Source organism: Methylophaga thiooxydans DMS010, assembly GCF_000156355.1.
In the GTDB taxonomy this organism is placed as follows: domain Bacteria; phylum Pseudomonadota; class Gammaproteobacteria; order Nitrosococcales; family Methylophagaceae; genus Methylophaga; species Methylophaga thiooxydans.
The window spans coordinates 123,756-147,076 of the sequence record NZ_GG657892.1; the positions used below are offsets into that span (position 1 = coordinate 123,756).

Sequence of the window (23,321 nt, forward strand, 5' to 3'; positions counted from 1 at the left end):
CCGAGCATCAAAGCGCATGTTGATTTATTAAAAGGAGCAGCTTTCGGGCTGCTTTTTTGTTTTTACTGAACAGTTTATTTTGAGCCAAAGCCGCGCTGAGGTATCCTTAGCGCTTTTAATATTACTGATTTTAAAGAGAGTCCATGCAACACGAATATCGCCCTGATGAAGTGGAATCGACTGCCCAGACATTCTGGCATGACAACAACAGCTTTCAGGTTGTTGAAGATCCTAATAAGGAAAAATTCTTCTGCCTATCGATGTTTCCATACCCGAGTGGCCAGTTGCATATGGGGCATGTGCGCAACTACACCATCGGTGATGTGATTTCCCGCTACCAGCGCATGCAAGGCAAAAATGTATTGCAGCCTATGGGCTGGGATGCGTTTGGTCTGCCTGCTGAAAATGCGGCGATTAAAAATCAGGTCGCACCGGCGGACTGGACTTACCAAAATATCGACTACATGCGCGGTCAGCTTCAGCGCCTGGGTCTGGCTTACGACTGGGAACGAGAGCTGGCGACCTGCAAACCGGATTATTACCGCTGGGAACAGTGGCTGTTTACCCGTCTCTACAAGAAAGGTCTGGTTTATAAAAAGACCGCCTCGGTTAATTGGGATCCAGTTGATAATACTGTTCTTGCAAATGAACAAGTTATTGATGGCCGCGGTTGGCGTAGTGGCGCGCTGGTTGAAAAGCGTGATATTCCACAATGGTTTATGAAAATCACCGACTATGCTGATCAATTGTTGGCTGACTTGGACCAACTGGAGGGTTGGCCTGAGCAGGTTCGTACCATGCAAGCCAACTGGATTGGCCGTTCAGAAGGTGTGCAAATTGACTTCGATATCGCAGAGTCTAGTGACAAGCTAAGCGTCTATACCACTCGCCCTGACACCCTAATGGGCGTCAGTTATGTTGCTGTGGCTGCAGAGCATCCCTTGGCATTAAAAGCGGCAGAAACCAATGCGGAATTAAACGCCTTTTTAGATGAATGTCGCAAGATGGAAACATCGGAAGCGGCCTTAGAAACGGCGGAAAAGAAAGGTGTAGCAACAGGCTTGATGGCTATTCATCCTGTCACCGGCGAACAGGTTCCTGTGTGGGCTGCTAACTTTGTCTTGATGAGCTACGGCACTGGTGCTGTGATGTCTGTACCGGCACATGACCAGCGTGATTTTGAGTTTGCCCAGAAGTATGGTCTTGCCATTCAACAGGTGATCGAGCCGATTGATGGTAGTGAGATTAATCTAGAAAAAGCTGCCTTTACTGAAAAAGGTCGTTTGCTTAACTCACAACAATTTGATGGCATGACCAGCGAGCAGGCGTTTGATGCCATTGCCACGTTCCTGACAGAGCAAAATAAAGGTGAGCGTCAGGTTAATTACCGCCTGCGCGATTGGGGCGTCTCACGTCAGCGTTACTGGGGCACGCCGATTCCAATCATTAACTGTCCAGAGTGTGGTTCTGTAGCGGTACCGGAGTCGGACTTACCGGTGCGCCTGCCAGAAGATGTCATTGTGGATGGTTCCGGCTCACCGATTAAATCCATGCCGGAATTTTATCAGTGCAAGTGCCCAGAGTGCGGCACCGATGCCGAACGTGAGACCGATACTTTCGATACTTTCTTTGAGTCGTCGTGGTACTACGCTCGATTTACTTGTCCGGATAATGATAAAGCCATGCTGGATGAGCGCGCTGACTACTGGCTACCGGTCGATCAATATATCGGTGGTATTGAGCATGCGGTACTGCATTTACTCTATGCGCGTTTCTTCCACAAATTAATGCGTGATGAAGGATTAGTGTCGGGTGACGAACCATTCAAAAATCTTTTAACGCAAGGCATGGTACTCAAAGACGGTGCCAAAATGTCCAAGTCGAAAGGCAATACGGTCGATCCTCAGGCTCTGATTGATCAATATGGTGCTGATACTGCGCGTTTATTTATGATGTTTGCAGCGCCGCCAGAAATGTCGCTGGAATGGTCTGATAAGGCCGTTGAGGGATCTAATCGTTTCCTTAGACGTTTATGGCGAGCTGTTGTTGAGCATGCAGAAAAAGGCTCGACGGAAAAACTGGATACAGCAGCGTTGTCTGACGCATTGTTAGATTTACGTCGTCAGACACATCAGACATTGACCAAAGTGAGCGATGATATTGGTCGTCGTCATACGTTTAATACTGCCATTGCCGCGGTGATGGAACTGATGAATGCGATCACCAAAAATGCGGATGACAGTCCCCAGGGACGTGCTGTTATGCAGGAAAGTCTGGAGCTGGTAGTCTTGATGCTGTCACCGATTACGCCGCATATTTGTCATCAACTTTGGCAAACCTTGGGACATCAAGAAGCAGTTATAGATGCAACATGGCCAAACGTTGATGAAGCAGCGTTGAAACAAGATAAAATTGAACTGATGATCCAGGTCAATGGTAAGTTACGTTCTAAAGTTTCTGTAGCGGCAGATGCCGATCAAGAAGCGGTGGAAGTGCTTGCCTTTGCGGATGAAAATGTTCAGAAGTTCACGCAAGGGAAAGACGTCCGTAAAGTGATCTTGGTACCAGGGCGTTTATTGAATATTGTGGTTGCTGGCTAAACAAAGGATAAAAACATGAGTCGCGTTGTGTCGAGAATTGCCTGGGGTGTTTTCCTGTTAATGCTGGCGGGTTGTGGTTTTCAACTGAGAGGCGAAGCCTCAGTACCGGAGTCACTAAAAACGCTGTATATCCAAGGCATTAATACACAGCAGGATACGCTGGGTTTGCAACTGAAACGTGCTCTGGTTCGCAATGGCATTACGGTTGTTGATGACTATCAGGAAGGCGCTGCTATTTTCACCGTGCTTGAGAATCGTTATGACCGACGTGTGTTATCAGTCGCTTCTAATGCCACAGTACGCGAGTATGAACTGGATGCCTGGGTCACCTTTAAGGTCACTGATGACAAAGGTAATGAGTTGAGTGATGTGCAACGGGTTGAAGCCAGCCGTGACTATCAGTTTGACCGCAATCAGATATTAGCGATGGATGAACAAGAGCGGGTATTGCGTGAAGATCTGAACAAGCAAATGGTTCAAAGTATTCTCAGACGCTTGTCTGCAATCAAATAAGTAATGCGGGTCAAAGCGGAACAGTTAGAAGCAACGCTGCAACAATCCCTGCAAGCTGTTTACCTGATTTACGGTGATGAAGCGCTTTTGGTGGAAGAGGCTGCCGAAAAAGTTCGGCAACAAGTTCGTCAAGCTGGCGCCAATGATCGTGAAGTATGGCACGTTGAAAGTCGTTTTGACTGGTCTCAAATCAAATGGCACGAACAGACCCTATCGCTATTTGCCAGCCAGCGTTTAATAGAAATTCGCTTACCATCCGGTAGCCCGGGTAAAGACGGTGGGGAAGCATTAAGACGGTTTGTTGCTGAGCCACCTGCAGATACCACCTTACTGATCATCAGCGGCAAAATTGATGCCCGATCGCAAAAAGCGAAATGGTTCACTGAGTTGGACAGGTTGGGCGCGACTATCCCGGTTTGGCCCATCGACATTGTTCAATTGCCTAGCTGGATCAATCAACGTATGCAGCAAAAAGGGCTCAAATCGAATAAGCAGTTTGCTTCACTTATTGCTGAGCGAGTAGAAGGGAATTTATTTGCTGCCGCACAGGAAGTTGATAAGTTACAGCTATTAAGTACTGACGGCGAACTGACTGAATCACTTATCTTACAATCGGTGGCAGATAATGCCCGTTTTGAAGCGTTTGGTCTCATGGATACTGTGTTAATGGGGCAGAGCGCAAAAATCCCGCGTATAATTGAGCGATTACGAGCCGAAGGTGTTGATATTCTAGCGGTTTTTTCTGCGGTGGCTTGGTCGCTCAGACGCATGGTAGATATGTCAGAACAACTGCAACAGGGGGCACAGCTGGAGCGAGTATTTGCCTCACAAAAACCGCCGGTATGGGATAAAAATAAATCCGTCATGCGTCAGGCTTTGCAACGTTATGACCAGCAGCACTGGCGACTTTGTCTACAGCAAATGGCTGAAATTGATCAAGCAGCCAAAGGTATCGTGAAAACCTGCCCATGGCGCTTACTGGAGAAGCTGTGTTTGCAAGTCTCAGGTGTTAAAACGGCATGAAACAAGATATAGATGTAAGGAGTTCATTGTTGGACGTAAATGAGTATATGCAGACGCTCGGGCAGCATGCACGGCAGGCGAGTCGTGCGCTGGCTTGTGCCAGTACTGAAGTAAAAAATAAGGCACTATTGGCGATGGCGACTGAGATCCGTGCAGCAGCCGAAACCTTGAAACTGGAAAATGCACGCGATTTGGACGCAGGAAAAGCCAAAGGCTTGGAAGCGGCTTTATTAGATAGATTAACGCTTACCGATGATCGCCTTGAATCAATGGCGGTAGGCTTGGAGCAAATTGCTGCGTTACCTGATCCGGTGGGTGAAGTCAGCGATATGACTTATCGTCCTTCTGGTATCCAGCTTGGTCGCATGCGCGTGCCTCTAGGGGTTGTCGGTATTATTTACGAATCACGCCCTAATGTGACGGCAGATGCTGCAGCATTATGCTTAAAATCCGGCAATGCAACTATTTTACGTGGCGGCAGTGAAGCGATTCATTCTAACCAAGCGATTGCTGCCTGTATCCGTCGTGGTTTGGAACAAGCTGGTTTACCTGATACTGCTGTACAGGTGGTACAGACCACCGATCGTGCTGCCGTTGGTCAGTTAATCACCATGCCAGAATATGTGGATGTGATTGTGCCACGTGGTGGTAAAGGCCTGATTGAGCGTATCAGTCAAGAAGCACGTGTACCGGTGATCAAACATCTTGATGGTATCTGTCATGTCTATATCGATCGTGATGCTGATTTAGCGATGGCGGAAGACATTGCAGTCAATGCAAAATGTCATCGTTATGGTGTGTGTAATGCGATGGAGACCCTATTGGTACACAGTGATGTTGCTGAGCAAATCTTGCCACGTTTGGCAGTACGTTATGCCGATGAACAGGTTGAGCTGAGAGGCTGCTCCCGCACTCGCGCCATATTGGCTGATATCAATGCCGCGACCGATGACGATTGGGATACAGAATATTTAGCGCCCATTCTTTCTATCAAGGTTGTTGATGGTTTGGATGCGGCAATGGAGCATATTCACCGTCATAGCTCCGGACATACCGAATCGATCGTGACAGAAAATTACCAACGGGCGCGTCGCTTCCTGGCTGAAGTGGATTCCAGTTCAGTCATGGTAAACGCTTCAACGCGTTTTGCCGATGGCTTTGAATATGGCTTAGGCGCAGAAATTGGTATTTCGACTGATAAAATTCATGCGCGTGGTCCCGTAGGACTAGAAGGCTTAACCTCTCAAAAGTGGATCGTATTAGGTAGTGGTCAAATCAGAAAGTAAACCGGCAATTGGTATCCTGGGTGGGACGTTTGATCCCGTCCACTTTGGTCACTTAAGGACAGGGCTTGATGTTGTTGAGCAGTTGGGGCTAGCGCAGTTAAGACTGATGCCTTGTGCTATTCCGCCGCATCGTATCGAGCCTGTCGCATCAGCGTCAGAGCGACGTTTGATGTTGGAACTTGCGATTAAAAACCATCCCAAATTAGTGGTTGATGACAGAGAGCTATCACGTGAAGGGCCGTCTTATACGGTGGATACCTTGCTTAGCTTGCGAGAAGATTACCCGGATAACCCATTGTTTGTCTTGATGGGAACCGATGCATTTTGCAGCTTGCCGACATGGTCGCGGTGGCAGCAGATCCTAGAGTTGGCGCATATCGTGGTAATGCAACGGGCAGACGAAACCCTACAGATGAGTACTGGGTTAGCAGATTGCTATCAGCAGCATCAGGCAAAAGCGGGCGATGAGTCTTTGGCTGCGGGTAAGATTTGGTCTATACCGGTGACGCAAATGGCGATTTCAGCAACAATGATTCGTGATGCCTTGTTGCAACATAAAGATGTTCGCTATTTGTTGCCTGATGCAGTGATTGCGTTGATTGAACAACTTCATTTCTACCAGAAAGCAGATATTGATAACTGATGGAAAATCAGTTTTTTCTCTTATCTAAAATTATTTGGGGCTTATTGAGCCCGAGTAGCTTAATGATCTGGTTGTTGATTTTGGTCAGCTTGTTGCTGTGGCTCAACTATATCCAAGCCGCCAGACGCATTATCACGCTAATGAGTTTGGCTGGCTTTTCTATGCTGGCTTATCCCGTTAGCGACTACTTAATGTACCCACTGGAAACCCGATTTGCCTTGCCGGAAGACTTACCCGATAACGTAGATGGCATTATCGTTTTAGGTGGCGCCGAAAAATTAAAACTCTCAATGAGTTGGAAGCAAGCTGAAGTGGGTGAGGCTGCGGAACGTATTTTAAAAGCGGCTGAGTTAAGTCGACGCTACCCTGATGTGCCAGTGATATATACCGGTGGCAGCAACTTAGTACAAATGCAAAACCTCGATACCCAAGGTAGCGTATCGCAAACTTTACTGACTCAGGCTGGCATTGATAAACAGCGACTCATTATCGAGACGCAAGCCAGAAATACAGCCGAGAATTTTTTCTACATTAAGCCGCTGTTACCGAAGCAACAGGGCAACTATATTTTAGTGACATCAGCATTCCATATACCTCGCTCGGTGGGTATCGCACGTAAGCTGGGAATTGATGTGATTCCTTATCCGGTTGATTACCGAAGTAGTCGCCCCGATGAGCGCTATTGGGACTTTGATTTATTTGATCATCTACAGGTGTTGGAGCCTGCATGGCATGAATGGCTGGGACTGACAGCCTACTTTGTCACAGGAAAAACATCGGCATGGCTGCCAAAACCAAAACAATCAGACATACAAACAGAGCAAGAATAATGTAGTAGGCAAAGACCTCTGCACAACCTTGCGTTACACTATAAATAACTACCTTGAACGGAGAGCCCAATGCAGGCTGAAAAACTCAAATTATTGGTCATAGACGCACTTGAAGATATCAAGGCGGAAGACATTCAGATTTTGGATGTCACTGAAATGACAGATGTAACTGACATCATGATTATTGCAACAGGTAAATCCAGTCGCCAGGTCAAAGCGTTGGCAAATGAAGTCGTTATGCAGGCTAAAGCGGCCGGCATCCAACCGCTGGGCGTTGAAGGCGAAAGTGTTGGGGATTGGGCGCTGGTGGATCTAGGCGATGTGATAACCCACATTATGACGCCACAAACCCGCCTAACTTATAATCTGGAAAAACTGTGGAGTGTGCCCGAAACAAGCGAGCAGGTATCGGCAGACAAGGAATGAAAATAAACCTTGTCGCCGTCGGCACTAAAATGCCGGCCTGGGTAACACAAGGCTTTGATGAATACAGTAAACGGCTGCCACGTGAATGCCAGTTGCAACTAGTGGAAATTCCTGCCGCAAAGCGGGGTAAAACAGCACAGCCCGAACAATGGAAAAAAGATGAAGCCAGTCGGATTCTGATGGCTATTCCTGATAACCATCATGTCGTGGCGTTAGAAGTCGATGGTAAAAACTGGAGTACAGAGCAACTTTCGGAGCAAATGCAAAACTGGCTCAGCGACGGTCGCGATGTGTCTTTAATGGTTGGCGGCCCGGACGGCCTCGATAATAGCTGCCTGCAGCGTGCTAGTCAGAAATGGTCCTTGTCGGCATTGACCTTACCGCATCCGCTGGTGAGAATTGTGTTGGCGGAGCAGCTTTATCGTGCTTGGACGATTTTACAAAACCACCCATACCATCGCTCATGATATTTCCTTCTATTTACCTTGCGTCTCGCTCGCCAAGACGCCGCGAACTTCTGCAGCAGATAGCCGTCGATTTTGCGGTCATAAACCCCGATATTGATGAAACTTCACATGCCGGTGAACTCCCTCTAGATTACGTCAGACGAATAGCGATCGAAAAAGCACAAGCCGGTAAAGCCTTGTTGCTGGAAGCCGATCTGAAACCCGTGTTGGCAGCTGATACTTCAGTTGTGCTGAATAATGCCATTTTTGGTAAACCGGTCGATGACGCTGATGCTCGTCGTATGTTAAAACAGTTATCAGGACAAACTCATCAAGTGCTGACAGCCGTTGCCTTGGCAACCAATCAGCAGACTTTGTGTCAGATATCAGCGAATTCAGTTCATTTTTGCGAATTGAGTGATGCGGATATCGATTGGTACCTGCAAACAGGTGAAGGTCAGGATAAAGCGGGTAGTTATGCCGTTCAGGGATTAGCCGCCTTATTTATCGAGTCGATACAAGGCAGTTATTCGGGAATTATGGGACTGCCCATCAGGGAAACAGGACAACTCTTAATGCAAATGGAAAGCAACGCGTGAGCAGCGAAATATTAATCAACGTCACTCCAAGTGAAACCCGAGCCGCCGTGGTGGATAACGGTGTCTTACAGGAGGTTTTCATTGAGCGAAACGAATACCGCGGCCTAGTTGGTAATATCTACAAAGGTAAGGTGTGCCGGGTTTTACCGGGTATGCAAGCGGCATTTGTTGAGATTGGTCTGGCCCGTGCGGCGTTTTTGCATGTCTCAGATATCTCGATTCCTAAAGGGCAAACCGGTGACTTAAAAGAAGCGCCAAATGTTGAACCCACCATTAGCAGCCTGCTTCGGGAAGGTCAGGAAATTTTGGTGCAGGTAATTAAAGACCCCATGGGCACCAAAGGGGCCAGACTCACCACACAATTATCAGTGTCGTCACGTTATCTGGTCTATATGCCAGAGACAGAAGGCATTGGCGTTTCCCTTAAAATTGAAACCGAAGAAGAGCGTGACCGCTTGAAAAGTGCCTTGGTCAGTTTGCTAGAAGCGGGCACCGGTGGCTATATTCTGAGGACGGCGGCAGAAGGCGTTACCGAAGCGGAGCTAGAGGCCGATCTTAAGTTTTTGTATCGACTTTGGGCTAAGCTGCAAGAGCGCAACCAAGTGGTCAAATGCGGTGAACCCTTGCATGAAGATCTACCATTAGCGATGCGTGCATTACGTGATTTGTTCTCAGCAGATATTGAGCGTATTCGTATTGATGCTGAAGACACCTTCGAGAAAGCGGTGCATTTTGCCGAAGGCTTCATGCCCGAGTGCGCCGCGCGCTTAGAGCATTATACCGGTGACTTACCGTTGTTTGATCTATTCGGCGTTGAAGATGAAATTCAAAAGGCCTTAGAGCGGAAAGTGCCATTGAAGTCGGGTGGTTATTTGATTTTCGATCAGACTGAGGCCATGACCACGATCGATATCAATACAGGTGGCTTCGTTGGTCATAAAAACCTCGAAGAAACCATATTCAAAACCAATCTTGAAGCAGCACACGCCATAGCTCGACAGCTCAGGGTTAGAAACCTTGGTGGCATTATTATTATCGACTTCATTGATATGGAAGAAATCGGTCATCGTGAGCAGGTCTTGCGGGCATTAGAAAAAGCGATGGTTTTCGACAGAGCTCGTCATAACATCAGTGCTGTATCAGAGTTGGGTCTGGTGGAAATGACGCGTAAACGAACACGGGAAAGTTTAGGTCATATCTTGTGCGAGCCTTGCCCATGTTGTGAAGGAAAAGGCTATACCAAAAATGTCGAAACCGTGTGCTACGAGATTTTCCGTGAAATCATGCGTGAAGCGAAACAATATGAAACCAAACAATTTCTGATTTTAGCTTCGCAAGATATTATCGATAGACTGAATGATGAGGATTCGACCAAAGTGGCTGAGTTGGAGCAAATGATTGGTAAACCTATCTTGTTTCAATGCGAAATGCAGTATGGTCGCGAACAGTTTAACGTGGTGTTGATGTAGCACGATGTTATTACGCAGCCTGCATATCGCCAGCCGACAGCTGTTTTATTTGATTGTTGTTGGCATTGTCCTCAGTCTGTTGGGGGTGATGGGGGCGGTATGGCTGTCAGATGAAGTGGCCAAACGTAAGGACGAAATTGCTGCCTGGGCTAGCGACAAAACGGGTTATCCCATTACCATTGAGTCGGCAGGGCTGTATTGGTTTGATTTGATTCCCAAGCTGGAAGTACGTCAAGCCGTTTTATTGCAAAAGACCAGTAACACTGCTGTTGTTACCGCTGAACAGATCTATCTTAGCCTCGATATTCTTGCCAGTATTGAGCAGAGAGAGCCTGTGGTAGCTGATGCCAGTATCAACGGTGTCGACTTATCAGTTGCACGAGACAATGCAGGACAATTGCGATTAACCGGCTTGGAATCTGGCGAGCGTCGGGTATCAGCGACCACACTACCAGACGCCTTACGCTGGTTGAGTTGGCTCAAGCAACTGGAACTTGCAGATATCAGTATTGATTATTCTGACCAGCAGCGTCCGACAATCGCTGGTCGTTATCACCTTCAACAGGCCAATGTTGCTTTCTCAGATAATTATTGGCAAACACAAGCTTCACTTCAATTACCAGCCCATCTTGGCAATACAGTTAACTTCAGCGGCACAGCAGAAATTCACTCTGATTACACCCTCAAGGCGTGGCAGGGCAAGCTATTGAGTGATGATGTATCGCTTGCGCCAATACTTGCAGAGCAGTCTTTGAACGGTGCCTTGATTACGTCGGGCATAGCTTCACTTGTGATTCAAGCTGAGCAGAAGACAACAGGCGAGCTTTCGGCCGACGTGAATCTGGCTGTAAACGACCTGATGCTCTTATCTGATAAAACAGATGAAAAACTTGAGGTGAATGGTTTACAAGGCCGATTAAAGTGGCAAACGCAGGGCCAAACATGGCAGTTACAAAGCGAAGGTTTACAACTACAAGTTGCCGATCACGCTTGGCCCTTAACCTCCTTTGAGGTGACTCAGTCAGCAGACAATGTGCTCAGAGCCCAGAGCAATTATTTACGTTTAAGTGACATTAGCAGCTTGGCATTGTTAATGGATAACATGCCAGCTCCGTTACTGACCACGCAACCTGCCGGCGATATTCATGATCTGTCGTTGAGTTATCAGCTCGAAACGGGGCTGCAATCAATACAGTTTAAAGCACAAGAGATTGTCATGTTGCCCTGGCAAAACTATCCCGGCGTGACTGGGCTCGGATTTGAACTGGACTGGCAGCCCGAACAGGCAGCATTAACGCTGACCAGTCATGACACAACCCTTTATGCTGATAGCTGGTTAGAAGATGCGGTCTATTTCGATTCTCTGATTGGCAAGCTGAGTTGGCAGCAGCGAGACGGTAATTGGCATGCCGTAGCTGATGAACTTCAGGTTTGGAATGAAGATTTACATCTGCAGCTTGACGGCAGGATTAATCATCAAGACGGTATAAGCGATAGTGATCTGACACTTGATATGCAAGATGTCATCGTCAATCGATGGAAAAAGTATGTCCCACAAAAGGTCTTGCCAGACGATTTCAAACGCTGGGCAAATGAGGCTTTTAAAGATGGGGTGATACGCACAGGGCAAATGAAACTGAAAGGTGACCTCGAAGCTTTTCCATTTGATGCTGAATCGGAGCAAGGCACTTTTGACCTGGCGCTACAAGTAGAAAACGCCCAATTGCACTATGCGCCGGACTGGCCCGATATTAGCCAGGTGGATGCCGACATTAGTGTGCAAGGTGATAATCTCATTATCAAAAGTCAGTCTGGCCAAATTGCCGGTTTTGCTTTTGATAATGTCACCACTTCGATTTCAAACTGGATTCTTTCTAATCCTATTCTTCGTTTGAACGGCTTGATGAATGGCACCACTCCACAAGCATTGCGCTTTTTACAAAACAGCCCGTTAAAGGACCGTTTTGGCAGTATTGCTGACTGGATCAAGGTTGAGGGCAATAGTGATATTCAATTACAACTTATGGTGCCATTGATTAATACTGCTGCTACAGAAGCAGAAGGTCATGTGACGTTTGCTGAAAGTAAGCTCACTACCAGTGCAGTGCCGGCGCTCGAAATCAACAATATCAACGGTCAGCTCAAATTCAACAATGATGGCGTTACTGCCGAAAAGATTAACGCACGCGTGTTTGATGAACCAGTTGTAGCCAACGTTGAACCCGAGCAAGGCCAAACCTTGATTAAGGTCAACGGTAAAACGGCCACAAGCAAACTAAATGAGGTTTGGCCTGGCTCCATCCCGACTTTTATTTCGGGTGAGACGGATTACCTCACGACCATCCGAATTCGTGAGCCTGAAGAAGGCCTGTTTGATGTGGGCGTTGATATTCAGTCAGATCTTCAAGGTATCAGCATCGATGCACCTGAGCCGTTGACTAAAACTGCTGAACAAGCCAAAAAGTTACTGATATCTATTTCTGAAAATGCGACAGGGAAGATGGTCTATCGCGTTGATTTTGATAGTTGGTTAAATACGGCGTTGAGCATCAATGAATCAGGAATGAGTGGTCAGTTGATGTTAGGGGGCGAGCGAGCGCAGCATGCAAGCCAAGGGGTGACGATCGCAGGAAATTTGCCGGAGCTGGATTTAGATAAATGGTTGGCTTGGCAGGCTAATCGTTCACAAAAACAAACAGAGACGGCGATGACAATTGACGGTCTTAATGTGTCGCTGGATAAAGTACACATCGGCCAGCAGACGATTAACGATGTAAACGTTGAGGCAACGCAAACGAGCGGACATTGGCAACTTGTTTTGGACTCACCTCAAATCAAAGGTCAGATCGGTGTTCCGCAAGAGGTAACGGCAAGCCAACCACTTGATATTGATTTGGCGTACCTGAAATTAAATTTGCCAGAAAATAAGCCCGAGCAGGGTACTAGTCTTACTTCACGCAATTTATGGCCGAGTATGCGTTTGGAGGTGACTGATCTTGAACTCGATGGTATGCGGCTTGGCCACCTTAGTCTGAGCGCAAAACAAACGCAGACTGATTGGCAATTAGAATCTGCAAGCTTGAAGTCAGATGTGATGAATGCGTCAGCCACGGGTTCTTGGTTAAAAACTGATACGGCAGATCGCAGTCAGTTTGATATTGTGGTGTCCAGTGATGATTTAAAAGCACTACTGGCCTATTACAACTACCAGCAAGTGGTTGAAGCACAGCAGGTTCAGTTGATTGCGAAGTTAAACTGGTCCGGCGATCCTGTGGCCTTTTCGCGACAAACGCTAAATGGCGAATTAGATTTAACCGTAGGTCGGGGTAGTTTGATTGATGTTGAGCCAGGTGCTGCGGGTCGTATTTTTGGTTTACTCAGTATTGCGGCCATCCCACGCCGCTTGTCATTAGACTTTAGTGATTTATTTGGCAAAGGCTTTGATTTTAGTGCAATTAACGGCACGTTTGATTTTGCCAATGGTATTGCCAGAACTGATAACCTTACTATGCAGGGCGACTCAGCAATCATTGAAGTGATGGGGCCGGTGGATATGATTAACAAAACCTATAATCAGGTTGTTAAAGTCACGCCCAAAGTATCTTCTACCTTGCCGTTAGCTGGCGCCGTAGCAGGTGGCCCTGTGGGCTTGGGGGTCGGCACCGCCATTTTAATTGTTGATAAATTAGCCGGCACCTTGTTTGATCGAGAAATCGTTAACTTGATTTCTTATAGCTATCAGCTGACAGGGCCTTGGGATAATCCTAAATTGAATATTCTCAATCCAGCGACAAACTAGAATCTGTTATCATTACCCCCCTTTGACGTAACAGAATTTTCTTGATGAACGCATCAATCTCCGAACAAGTTCAACAACAGCTTTTAGCTCCAGCGGGCCTCAGTGATACTGACCTTGAGACGGCGCTATCAATGACCATGACGCGTGGCGTTGATTATGCCGATCTATATTTTCAACAGTCACGTCAGGAAAGCTGGGTTCTGGAAGATGGCATCATTAAAGATGGTGGTTATCATTTAGAGCAAGGCGTAGGAGTTCGCGCCTGTAGTGGTGAAAAGACCGGGTTTGCCTACTCTGATGATTTAATCCTGCCTGCCTTACAGAAAGCAGCTAAAGCGGCACAAGCCATTTCGCATCAAGGTAAAGAGCAACAATGTGCGGTTTGGCAAAAAAATACCAGCCCTGTTTTGTACTCACATCACGATCCGATTCTCGTTTTAACTGTGGAAGAAAAACTCGCTTTATTACGTGAAGCGGATGCTGCAGCGAGAATTGCCGATCCGAGGGTAAAACAGGTAAATGTCAGTCTTGCCGGTGGAATCGATACCGTATTGATTGCCGCCAGTGACGGCACCTACGCCACTGATATCCGACCATTAGTCAGAATGAATGTGAGTGTTATCGTTGAGTCCAATGGGCGTCGTGAGCGAGGTAGCGCCGGTGGTGGTAGACGTATGGATTACCGCTATTTTCAGGATAATAACTTGGCTGTTAGCTATGCGCGTGAAGCAGTACGATTAGCATTGGTTAATCTTGAAGCTGTGGCAGCACCAGCAGGCACTATGCCCGTAGTATTAGGCAATGGTTGGCCCGGCGTATTGTTGCACGAAGCAGTTGGACATGGTCTTGAAGGTGACTTTAATCGCCGTGGTACCTCCACATTCTCTGGCATGATGGGGCAGCAGGTCGCGTCACCGCTTTGTACCGTGGTTGATGATGGCACCCTGGAATTCAGACGTGGATCCTTAAATGTCGATGATGAAGGTGAAAAAGCACAATTCACAACACTCATCGAAAAAGGCAAGCTCACCGGCTATATGCAGGACAAGCATAATGCGCGTTTGATGGGGACCAAAAGCACGGGAAATGGTCGCCGAGAATCCTACGCGCACCTGCCGATGCCTAGAATGACGAACACTTACATGTTGCCAGGCGAGCATAAAGCAGAAGAAATTATTGCCTCGGTAGATAAAGGTATTTACGCCGTCAATTTTGGCGGTGGACAAGTGGATATTACTTCCGGGAAGTTTGTTTTCTCAACCAGCGAAGCCTACCTGATTGAGAACGGCAAAATCACCCAGCCAGTGAAAGGGGCAACACTTATCGGCAACGGTCCGGAAGTGATGCAACGTATTTCCATGGTGGCAGATGATTTGGAGCTCGACACAGGCGTTGGTAACTGCGGTAAAGAAGGCCAAAGTGTGCCTGTCGGCGTAGGCCAGCCAACCTTGAAAGTCGATGCATTAACCGTAGGCGGAACAGCGTAACAAAGAACATGGCAAGACAACACAAAGCAGTCGCACTGATTTCAGGCGGCTTAGATTCAATGCTGGCAGTGCGCGTGCTACAGGAACAAGGTATCGAAGTTGAAGGGATTAACTTTTATACCGGTTTTTGTGTAGAAGGTCACACGCATGCTATTCGTAATCACGATAAAGATAAGCAAAAGCGTAATAACGCCTTATGGGTGGCTGAGCAACTCGACATCAAATTACATATCGTGGATGTGATTGAGGAATACAAAGATGTATTGCTTAATCCCAAGCATGGTTATGGTGCCAATATGAACCCCTGTCTGGATTGCAAAATCTTTATGGTTGGTAAGGCCGTTGAGTGGGTGAAAGAGCATCACCAGGACGGCTTTGACTTCATTGTTACAGGGGAAGTCATTGGTCAGCGACCTATGTCGCAGCGTAAAAAAACGATGCCGATTATTTCGGAAGAGTCGGGCGCTGATGACTTATTATTGCGACCTTTGTGTGCCAAGAACTTACCGGAAACATTGCCTGAGCGTGAAGGCTGGGTAGACCGCGAAAAGCTTTATGACTTTAGCGGCCGTAATCGCAAACCACAGATTGCATTAGCTAAATCATTTGGTTTGAATGACTTTGCGACGCCAGCAGGTGGCTGCTGCTTCCTGACTGATAAAAACTACTCCGACAAGCTGGTTGATCTGTGGAAAGCTCGCAATAGTCGCGAATATGAAATGGACGACATCATGCTACTCAAAGTAGGACGTCATATTCGACCTGACTCCGGCTTTAAATTGATCATTGCGCGTGATGCTGGTGAAAGTAAATTTCTAGAAGGCTACCGTAAACAATTCCCTAGTATTTATGCGCTCAGCCATAGTGGTCCTATGGCGCTAGTCGACGGCAATTTCAATGAAGAACACTATGCGCTTGCGGCAGGCATTGTTGCGCGCTTTGGTCAAGGTCGTAACGCTGATGAAGTGGAATTGGATATTAATATTCCAGAGCAGGGGCATCAACAAATTAAAACCACACCACTGGCAGCAGACGATGTATTACAGGAGTGGTATGTATGAGTCATGAACAACTGGATGCACGCAGAATGTTATGCCCTATGCCTGTCATTAAAACTCAGAACAAAGTGGCAATGATGCATGCAGGTGATGTGATTGATGTAATTTGTACAGACCCCGGTGCATTGAATGATATTCCGGCATGGGCGAGAATCAACGGCCATGAGATTATAAATACAGTCCAGACCGACGACGAAATCACCATTTCGGTTCGAGTTGGTGCATAGCACTAGAGTGGTGCATTGAACAATATTGCTGCACTATAGTGGTGCTTCTGCACACTGAGGGTGCATCTAAACGCTTGATTTAGCTGTATTGTAAAAGTTGGCGTGATTTCTGCTGTAATATGTCGCGTGTTTTTTGTGCACTGAGTTAAGTGCAGTTTATATAAATTGGAGAAGTTAAATGTCCGTTGAAAAAGTGCTTCAGATGATTAAAGACGAGGACGTCAAATTTGTTGACTTCCGTTTTACCGATTCGCGTGGTAAAGAACAACATGTTTCTTACCCTGCACATTCCATTGATGAAGATAGCTTCACCGAAGGCGCTATGTTTGATGGTTCATCTGTTGCAGGCTGGAAAGGTATCAACGAATCAGACATGATTTTGATGCCAGACCCTGAGACTGCTGTTCTGGATCCGTTCATGGATGACACAACAATGATCATCACATGCGACGTTGTTGAGCCAGCAACAATGCAAGGTTACGAACGTGACCCACGTTCTGTTGCACACCGTGCTGAAGCTTACATGAAATCAACTGGTGTGGCTGATACTGCGTTCTTTGGTCCTGAAAACGAATTTTTCGTTTTGGATGATGTTCGTTGGGGCAGCAATATCTCAGGTTCTTTCTATAAAGTTGATTCTGATGAATCTTCTTGGAATACAGAAAAAGTCTTCCCAGATGGCAACAAAGGCCACCGCCCGGGTGTGAAAGGTGGTTACTTCCCAGTGCCTCCGGTTGACTCTTTGCAAGATGTTCGTAGTGCAATGTGTCTGACGCTAGAAGAAATGGGTCAGGTAACAGAGGTACATCACCATGAAGTTGCAACCATGGGGCAGTGTGAAATTGGCTCTAAATTCAACACATTGGTGAAGAAAGCGGACGAAGTTCAACAGCTGAAATACGTTATTCATAACGTTGCTCATGCGTACGGTAAAACTGCGACGTTTATGCCTAAACCTTTGGTAGGTGATAACGGTAACGGTATGCACGTTCACATGTCATTGTCTAAAGATGGCGAAAACTTGTTTTCTGGTAACAAATACGGCGGTTTGTCTGAAACAGCGTTGTTCTACATCGGTGGTGTTATCAAGCATGCGCAAGCATTAAACGCATTCACTAACTCATCAACAAACAGTTACAAGCGTTTGGTTCCAGGCTTTGAAGCGCCAATTATGTTGGCTTATTCAGCGCGTAACCGTAGTGCTTCTATCCGTATTCCTTTTGTTAACAATCCAAAAGGTCGTCGTATCGAAGTGCGTTTCCCTGATTCAACAGCGAACCCATATTTGGCGTTCTCTGCATTGTTGATGGCTGGCCTTGATGGTATTAAAAACAAAATCCATCCTGGTGATGCAATGGATAAAGACCTGTATGATTTGCCTGCTGAAGAAGCGAAATCAATCCCACAGGTTTGTCATTCATTAGATCAAGCTTTGGATGCATTGGATAACGATCGCGAATTCCTAACAGCCGGTGGTGTCTTTACTGATGACATGATTGATGGTTTCATCGAGTTGAAGATGGAAGAAGTCACACGTCTGCGTATGGAAACACATCCAGCAGAATTCGACCTGTATTACAGCGTCTAATTCGACAAGTTTGTGATAGGAAAACAAAAAGGCGCCCTACGGGGCGCTTTTTTTATGGCTGAGAGTTGCGCATAGGGAGTGACTGGCCTATGCTTCATCTATGAAGTTTATATGCTTGCTTTTACTTGCTTTTCTGCTTCCAGCTTATGCGGAGATATATCGCTGGGTGGATTCTGATGGCAATGTGGTTTATTCCGATGAGCCACATGCTGATGCAGAAACGGTGGATCTCCCAGCTTCAACGGTATATACACCAGTCGAGGAAACAGATAGCCTGAAACTTTCCCCTGACGAAGAAAACACGACAGAGCTTAATTCACCGGAAATACCGAGCTATCAATTGAGGATTATTACACCGGCTGATGATGAGAGTATTTGGGTTAACAATGGTAACGTCTCTGTGACAATGATTGTCGAACCTGAGCTCGACACTGAACGTGGTGACCAGATCCTTGTCGAGCTGGATGGCACGCAAGTTGGACCGGCTCAGTCTGAGACAAGTTTTCAGTTTAATAACCTCAGCCGAGGTACACATACTCTATCTGCAATGGTTGTTGATAGTACAGGTACAGTCTTAACGAACAGTAGCTCAGTGACCTTTCACCTACATCGCACTTCCATCCTGAACAAGAAACAAGCCAACCCTGCTCCTTAAATTCAAGTGATGCACTAAACTGGTGCGCATACTTGTCTTATGGATGCTATATTGAGCGCTGAGCAGGGCAAATACGGATTGTTTGATTTCTTTTAAGCACTGTCTTTGCCTACCAATCAATAGCTTACCGGCGAATAGTCACAAAACGCGCATTTCTGGAGCGTTTTTTGCTAACTGCTGAGCATGTATATGAGTATCAACACAATGAATCAGGATGCCATTGCCAGCAATGATGTGTTAGGAAACCTGACCACAGCAGTTCTGGTTTTAGATACATCCTTGCGTGTTTGTTATATCAACACCGCGACCGAAATCTTGTTTGAAATCAGCCAGCGCCAGGCTGAACATATTCCTCTACAAAATTTGTTACCCGGTGAAAGTCGGCTGTTCAGCTCTTTAAAGCGTGTGGTTACGACAGGGCAAGCTTTGATTGAACGAGAAGTGCATTTGTTTCTACCGGCAAGTGGCGAGATTCTGGTCGATTGCTCAATGAAAGTGCTGGATATCGATCAGGCTTATGTGATTTTAGAGTTGTCACAACTTGACTATCAGCAACGCATCAATCGTGACGAAAACCTGCATACGCAGCAGCAGGTAGTACGAGGTCTAGCTCATGAAATTAAGAACCCGTTAGGTGGCTTACGCGGTGCGGCACAGCTATTAGAAAGACAGCTTGATTCAGAAGACTTGAAAGAATACACCCGGATCATTATCACCGAAGCAGATAGGCTACAGAATCTGATGAATAGGATGTTGGGGCCCAACCAACATCCTGAGAAGAAAGACACTAATATTCATGAAGTACTGCAACATGTCCGGCAGTTGGTTGATATTGAGGTTGATGAAAGGTTGAAGTTTAAGATTGATTATGACCCGAGCATCCCAGAGTTGTATGCCGATTTTGATCAACTGATACAGATTTTTCTTAATATCGTGCGTAATGCTGTACAAGCAATGCACGGGGTCGGTTTGATTACCTTGCGCACACGGATTCAACGCAATCTGACAATAGAGCAACACTATTACCGTCTGGGATTGTTAGTCGAAATTGAAGATAACGGTCCAGGTATACCAAAAACATTACAAGATAGTCTGTTTTATCCACTGGTCACAGGACGTGCTGATGGTACTGGGCTTGGGCTTTACCTGGTGCAAAACCTGGTTCAGCGCAACGATGGCACAGTGACCTGTAATAGCCAGCCGGGACAGACGATTTTTTCCGTAACATTTCCTTTGGAGTTAGGACGTGAACGCTAGCAAAGCGATAGCTTGGATTGTCGATGATGATAGATCCATCAGATGGGTATTACAAAAAGCATTGGAAGCTGTAGACATTACCGTCAGGGCTTTTGAAACAGCCGATGTAGTACTACACGAATTGAAACAAGGGCGTGAAGATGCGCCTGATGTGTTGATTAGTGATATCAGAATGCCTGGTATTGATGGCTTACAGTTGTTATCGGAAATTAAGGAGCGTTATCCGGGACTACCCGTGATCATCATGACGGCTTATTCCGATCTCGATAGCGCCGTCTCGGTCTATGAAGGTGGTGCATTTGAATACCTGCCCAAACCATTTGATGTTGATGAAGCCGTAGAGCTGGTTCAACGCGCCATTACTCATAGCCGGGAGCAGGAAAGAGGACCGGCGGAAGATATTAACCTAGGGTCAGAAATTGTCGGTGAAGCGCCGGCAATGCAGGAAGTATTTAGAGCGATTGGCAGATTGGCACGTTCCAATATTACCGTTCTGATAAATGGTGAGTCTGGCACGGGTAAAGAGCTCGTCGCCCAAGCGTTACATAGACACAGCCCAAGGCGGCAAGAGCCTTTTATCGCATTAAACATGGCCGCTATTCCAAAAGAATTATTGGAATCAGAGCTTTTTGGGCATGAAAAAGGCGCTTTTACCGGTGCCCATGTGCAGCGTAAAGGTCGTTTTGAACAAGCAAATGGCGGTACCTTATTTTTAGATGAGATCGGCGATATGCCGATTGAATTACAGACACGTTTATTACGTGTGTTATCTGACGGTGAGTTTTTCCGTGTAGGCGGACATAGTGGTGTCAAAGCCGATGTTCGTATCGTTGCCGCTACTCACCAAAACCTTGAAAAACTGGTTGAACGTGGCGATTTCCGTGAAGATTTATTCCATCGCTTAAATGTTATCCGTATTCACATCCCGTCACTGCGTGAACGTAGAGAAGATATTCCAGCCTTGGTTGGGTACTTTTTAAATAAGGCGGCCAAAGAATTAAACATGTCGACCAAGACAGTTTCACCTGAGGTCGATATGTATCTGTCACAAATGCCGTGGCCGGGTAATGTGCGTCAATTAGAAAACACCTGTCGTTGGCTAACCGTGATGTCGCCAGGGCAAGTAGTGCAAATGGATGACCTACCGGTCGAGTTATCGGCAGACAATGCTGAAGGCAGCGCTATGCAAGGTAGCGACTGGCAACAGTTATTTCGTCAGTGGGCGGCAAGCAAAGCATTGTCAGGACAGGAAGGTGTGTTAGCTGATGTCGTGCCATTGATAGAGCAGCTGTTGATGGAGGTGGCACTGGAAAAAACAGCCGGTAAGCGCCAAGAAGCAGCCAAGCTTTTAGGGTGGGGTAGAAACACGCTGACACGTAAATTGAAAGAGAGTTAGATTATCACTTGCATGCCCCTAGGTGGCTATGTATAATGCACAGCTTAATCAGGTGCGGGGTGGAGCAGCCTGGTAGCTCGTCGGGCTCATAACCCGAAGGTCGTTGGTTCAAATCCAGCCCCCGCTACCATCGATCCCATACAAATGGGGTCATCCTGAATATTCAAGAGCGCGGCAAGTTGTCCGTGCACCTCAATACCTACATTGCCCGGTGTTGGGGTTATCACAATCTTATCGACCATTTTCCTGACCTCACGAAAAATATCATCTCTCGATAGGCCTTCCTCGATATTCTCCATGTGCGATTGCAGACTCGCAACGATGTTTTTGTATTTCTCGGCTGCTGCTGGGTGAATGATTACTGGTTCGATCCGTTGTTGCTGTTGCGCTAATTCTTCCTCTAGATGCTTCTTTTCCACTTCCATTTGTTTAATTTTTAGCGCCAAGCTATCCGGCGCCAACCCCTTCAATAATAAATCCACACCCCGATCAATTTCTATGGTCAGAGAATTAATTTGTTTTTTTTTCTTCTGGAAATCGCCCCGCTCAGACTTTTGCAGTCTTCGTCTTTCATCTTGGTAGGCTTTGACGTACTCAACAATTAACTCTGGCTCCGCTAAATGCGCATGCAATGCAGATAGGACTCGTTTTTCAATATGCTGACGAGTGATCGTGCGCTTATTGTCACAGTCTCCACGCTCACGATTACCGGCACACATCAATCTATCGGTTGTGAATATGGTGTAACTCGCACCACAACAACCACATTTAATCATGCCACTAAACACATGCTTAGGCTTACGCGCACGCTTATACTGGCTTTGACTTTTGCTGGTTTTTAAATTGGTCACAGCATGCCATAATTCATCTTCAATAATTCTTAAGTCTGGTGCATCATGATAAACCCATTCTTCGGGTGGGTTGGCTCTTGACACGCGCTTGCCGGTGCTAGGGTCTTTTATAAAGCGCTGCCGGTTCCAGACTGTCTTACCGATATAAAGATGGTTCTGCAGAATACCGTTCTGTCTCTGTCTGCTACCGTTAATCGTTGATGCGTTCCACTTACCTCCCCGGGGCGAGGGAATATTGTCAGCGTTTAAGTCTCTGGCAATTTCACGTGGTGTTTTGTTATGACTGTATTCATTAAAGATACGCTCAATAACAACCGCTTGCTTTTCATTGATGACTAATTCGCCGCCACCAATACTGTCATACCCGTATGATTTCCCGCCAGCCTGACGACCATCATTGACGACAGCTTGTAAGCCTCGCTTTGTTTTTTGAGCTAAGTCTGCAAGGTAAAGCTCGCCCATTAAACCTTTAATTCCGATATGAATCGTGCCGACTTCACCATCCTGAACGGTGTGAATAGTGACATTGTGAAAGGCTAGGGTCTTACGGATTTGTGCAAGGTCAGCTTGGTCACGGCTTAACCTGTCCAGCGCTTCACAGATCACTGTATCAAATTTGCCTAGCTCCGCATCACGCATCAATTTTGCAAGAGCTGGACGATTATGTGTTGATGCACCAGATATAGCGGCATCTTGATAACTGTTAACAATTTCAAAGCCGTTGTGCTGTGCCCACATTGAGGCAAGATCAATCTGATCACGGCACGATTTATCGTTCTGGCGGTCAGAACTAAACCGGGCGTATATTGCTGCTCGTTTATTTTTCATTGTCATGATCTTTTCTTGCATCCCGTAATGCCATTACTCGAACCAAATCAAGCAATATTTCACGTTTGTATCTTTTCTTTATTTTTTCAGTAGTAATAGGCCAGTCGTGTTTCGATAATTTGTATGAAAGAGAATTACTATCCAGCCATGAGATAAACTTTCTTTTTTCATAGCACGCAACGCAGTCACATAATTTTTGTGATGGCTCCAACCTACTCATGAGTTCACTCCGAATCGTGAACTGATGAATAGCCGAGTTCCAACTGCATAAGGTTTAGTGTTGATGGATGGTGGCGGCCATATTAGAGAGGGGATTAGATAGTTTTCCCCATGGCTTAGA

The 23,321-nt window shown here is 46.5% G+C and carries 19 protein-coding genes and 1 tRNA gene; 19 read left to right on the plus strand and 1 reads right to left on the minus strand.

What is annotated here, in order from left to right; all coding sequences use genetic code 11:
* Window positions 1-143 precede the first annotated feature (143 nt).
* The 19 genes from leuS (at window position 144) to MDMS009_RS04735 (ending at window position 21,432) form a co-directional block, all read left to right on the plus strand.
* A complete protein-coding gene (leuS, locus tag MDMS009_RS04645; RefSeq protein WP_008290662.1) occupies window positions 144-2,600 on the plus strand; it encodes a leucine--tRNA ligase in 2,457 nt (818 codons plus the stop codon).
* Between the two features lie 15 nt (window positions 2,601-2,615).
* On the plus strand, window positions 2,616-3,113 hold the full coding sequence (locus MDMS009_RS04650; protein WP_008290567.1) for an LPS-assembly lipoprotein LptE: 498 nt from the start codon (window positions 2,616-2,618) through the stop codon (window positions 3,111-3,113).
* A gap of 3 nt (window positions 3,114-3,116) precedes the next feature.
* Window positions 3,117-4,136 (plus strand): DNA polymerase III subunit delta, encoded by a 1,020-nt coding sequence (holA, locus tag MDMS009_RS04655; protein ID WP_008290551.1) that lies wholly within the window; start codon window positions 3,117-3,119, stop codon window positions 4,134-4,136.
* A gap of 47 nt (window positions 4,137-4,183) precedes the next feature.
* Window positions 4,184-5,422 carry a glutamate-5-semialdehyde dehydrogenase gene (locus MDMS009_RS04660; RefSeq protein ID WP_008290676.1) on the plus strand — a complete coding sequence of 413 codons (1,239 nt, stop codon included), beginning with the start codon at window positions 4,184-4,186 and terminating at the stop codon, window positions 5,420-5,422.
* On the plus strand, window positions 5,403-6,065 hold the full coding sequence (gene nadD, locus MDMS009_RS04665; protein WP_008290616.1) for a nicotinate-nucleotide adenylyltransferase: 663 nt from the start codon (window positions 5,403-5,405) through the stop codon (window positions 6,063-6,065). The genes MDMS009_RS04660 and nadD overlap by 20 nt, the downstream gene beginning before the upstream one ends.
* Window positions 6,065-6,895 carry a YdcF family protein gene (locus tag MDMS009_RS04670; protein WP_008290556.1) on the plus strand — a complete coding sequence of 277 codons (831 nt, stop codon included), beginning with the start codon at window positions 6,065-6,067 and terminating at the stop codon, window positions 6,893-6,895. Before nadD ends, MDMS009_RS04670 begins: the two co-directional genes overlap by 1 nt.
* Window positions 6,896-6,964: 69 nt before the next feature.
* Window positions 6,965-7,321 carry a ribosome silencing factor gene (rsfS, locus tag MDMS009_RS04675; protein ID WP_008290600.1) on the plus strand — a complete coding sequence of 119 codons (357 nt, stop codon included), beginning with the start codon at window positions 6,965-6,967 and terminating at the stop codon, window positions 7,319-7,321.
* On the plus strand, window positions 7,318-7,788 hold the full coding sequence (gene rlmH / locus MDMS009_RS04680) for a 23S rRNA (pseudouridine(1915)-N(3))-methyltransferase RlmH (RefSeq protein ID WP_008290536.1): 471 nt from the start codon (window positions 7,318-7,320) through the stop codon (window positions 7,786-7,788). Before rsfS ends, rlmH begins: the two co-directional genes overlap by 4 nt.
* Entirely contained in the window at window positions 7,785-8,366 is a 582-nt protein-coding gene (locus MDMS009_RS04685) for a Maf family protein (protein WP_008290671.1), read from the plus strand. Before rlmH ends, MDMS009_RS04685 begins: the two co-directional genes overlap by 4 nt.
* Window positions 8,363-9,835 (plus strand): ribonuclease G, encoded by a 1,473-nt coding sequence (gene rng / locus MDMS009_RS04690; protein WP_008290637.1) that lies wholly within the window; start codon window positions 8,363-8,365, stop codon window positions 9,833-9,835. Before MDMS009_RS04685 ends, rng begins: the two co-directional genes overlap by 4 nt.
* A 4-nt stretch (window positions 9,836-9,839) precedes the next feature.
* Complete coding sequence (locus tag MDMS009_RS04695) at window positions 9,840-13,634, plus strand: YhdP family protein (protein ID WP_008290565.1); 3,795 nt, start codon at window positions 9,840-9,842, stop codon at window positions 13,632-13,634.
* A gap of 44 nt (window positions 13,635-13,678) precedes the next feature.
* The gene (gene tldD / locus MDMS009_RS04700; protein ID WP_008290665.1) at window positions 13,679-15,121 is read left to right on the plus strand and encodes a metalloprotease TldD; all 1,443 of its coding nucleotides are present in this window, start codon (window positions 13,679-13,681) and stop codon (window positions 15,119-15,121) included.
* 8 nt (window positions 15,122-15,129) lie between these two features.
* Window positions 15,130-16,182: a tRNA (5-methylaminomethyl-2-thiouridylate)-methyltransferase gene (locus MDMS009_RS04705; protein WP_008290562.1), complete on the plus strand. Its 1,053-nt coding sequence runs from the start codon at window positions 15,130-15,132 to the stop codon at window positions 16,180-16,182.
* Window positions 16,179-16,406, plus strand: coding sequence for a sulfurtransferase TusA family protein (locus MDMS009_RS04710; RefSeq protein WP_008290633.1), 228 nt, complete (start codon window positions 16,179-16,181; stop codon window positions 16,404-16,406). Before MDMS009_RS04705 ends, MDMS009_RS04710 begins: the two co-directional genes overlap by 4 nt.
* A 178-nt stretch (window positions 16,407-16,584) precedes the next feature.
* Window positions 16,585-17,994 (plus strand): glutamate--ammonia ligase, encoded by a 1,410-nt coding sequence (gene glnA, locus MDMS009_RS04715; protein ID WP_008290601.1) that lies wholly within the window; start codon window positions 16,585-16,587, stop codon window positions 17,992-17,994.
* Window positions 17,995-18,094: 100 nt separating this feature from the next.
* A complete protein-coding gene (locus MDMS009_RS04720) occupies window positions 18,095-18,649 on the plus strand; it encodes a DUF4124 domain-containing protein (RefSeq protein WP_043887924.1) in 555 nt (184 codons plus the stop codon).
* Window positions 18,650-18,832: 183 nt separating this feature from the next.
* Window positions 18,833-19,906 (plus strand): nitrogen regulation protein NR(II), encoded by a 1,074-nt coding sequence (glnL, locus tag MDMS009_RS04725; protein ID WP_008290591.1) that lies wholly within the window; start codon window positions 18,833-18,835, stop codon window positions 19,904-19,906.
* The gene (ntrC, locus tag MDMS009_RS04730) at window positions 19,896-21,302 is read left to right on the plus strand and encodes a nitrogen regulation protein NR(I) (protein ID WP_008290602.1); all 1,407 of its coding nucleotides are present in this window, start codon (window positions 19,896-19,898) and stop codon (window positions 21,300-21,302) included. The genes glnL and ntrC overlap by 11 nt, the downstream gene beginning before the upstream one ends.
* Before the next feature lie 53 nt (window positions 21,303-21,355).
* A tRNA-Met gene (locus MDMS009_RS04735) sits at window positions 21,356-21,432 on the plus strand.
* Here the strand turns inward: MDMS009_RS04735 and MDMS009_RS16695 are convergent.
* Window positions 21,389-23,002, minus strand: a complete 1,614-nt coding sequence (locus MDMS009_RS16695; RefSeq protein WP_008290675.1) for a recombinase family protein — start codon at window positions 23,000-23,002, stop codon at window positions 21,389-21,391. The two genes, MDMS009_RS04735 and MDMS009_RS16695, sit on opposite strands and share 44 nt — an antisense overlap.
* Window positions 23,003-23,321 lie beyond the last annotated feature (319 nt).

Bases quoted from the DNA above. Each gene is read 5' to 3' on its own strand.
- MDMS009_RS04710 (WP_008290633.1), top strand. From the start codon at position 16,179: ATGAGTCATGAACAACTGGATGCACGCAGAATGTTATGCCCTATGCCT.
- tldD (WP_008290665.1), top strand. From the start codon at position 13,679: ATGAACGCATCAATCTCCGAACAAGTTCAACAACAGCTTTTAGCTCCA.
- MDMS009_RS04650 (WP_008290567.1), top strand. From the start codon at position 2,616: ATGAGTCGCGTTGTGTCGAGAATTGCCTGGGGTGTTTTCCTGTTAATG.
- MDMS009_RS04660 (WP_008290676.1), top strand. From the start codon at position 4,184: ATGCAGACGCTCGGGCAGCATGCACGGCAGGCGAGTCGTGCGCTGGCT.
- MDMS009_RS04705 (WP_008290562.1), top strand. From the start codon at position 15,130: ATGGCAAGACAACACAAAGCAGTCGCACTGATTTCAGGCGGCTTAGAT.
- MDMS009_RS04720 (WP_043887924.1), top strand. From the start codon at position 18,095: ATGAAGTTTATATGCTTGCTTTTACTTGCTTTTCTGCTTCCAGCTTAT.
- glnL (WP_008290591.1), top strand. From the start codon at position 18,833: ATGTATATGAGTATCAACACAATGAATCAGGATGCCATTGCCAGCAAT.
- rsfS (WP_008290600.1), top strand. From the start codon at position 6,965: ATGCAGGCTGAAAAACTCAAATTATTGGTCATAGACGCACTTGAAGAT.
- MDMS009_RS16695 (WP_008290675.1), bottom strand. From the start codon at position 23,002: ATGCAAGAAAAGATCATGACAATGAAAAATAAACGAGCAGCAATATAC.
- MDMS009_RS04695 (WP_008290565.1), top strand. From the start codon at position 9,840: ATGTTATTACGCAGCCTGCATATCGCCAGCCGACAGCTGTTTTATTTG.
- glnA (WP_008290601.1), top strand. From the start codon at position 16,585: ATGTCCGTTGAAAAAGTGCTTCAGATGATTAAAGACGAGGACGTCAAA.
- holA (WP_008290551.1), top strand. From the start codon at position 3,117: ATGCGGGTCAAAGCGGAACAGTTAGAAGCAACGCTGCAACAATCCCTG.
- MDMS009_RS04685 (WP_008290671.1), top strand. From the start codon at position 7,785: ATGATATTTCCTTCTATTTACCTTGCGTCTCGCTCGCCAAGACGCCGC.
- MDMS009_RS04670 (WP_008290556.1), top strand. From the start codon at position 6,065: ATGGAAAATCAGTTTTTTCTCTTATCTAAAATTATTTGGGGCTTATTG.
- leuS (WP_008290662.1), top strand. From the start codon at position 144: ATGCAACACGAATATCGCCCTGATGAAGTGGAATCGACTGCCCAGACA.
- rlmH (WP_008290536.1), top strand. From the start codon at position 7,318: ATGAAAATAAACCTTGTCGCCGTCGGCACTAAAATGCCGGCCTGGGTA.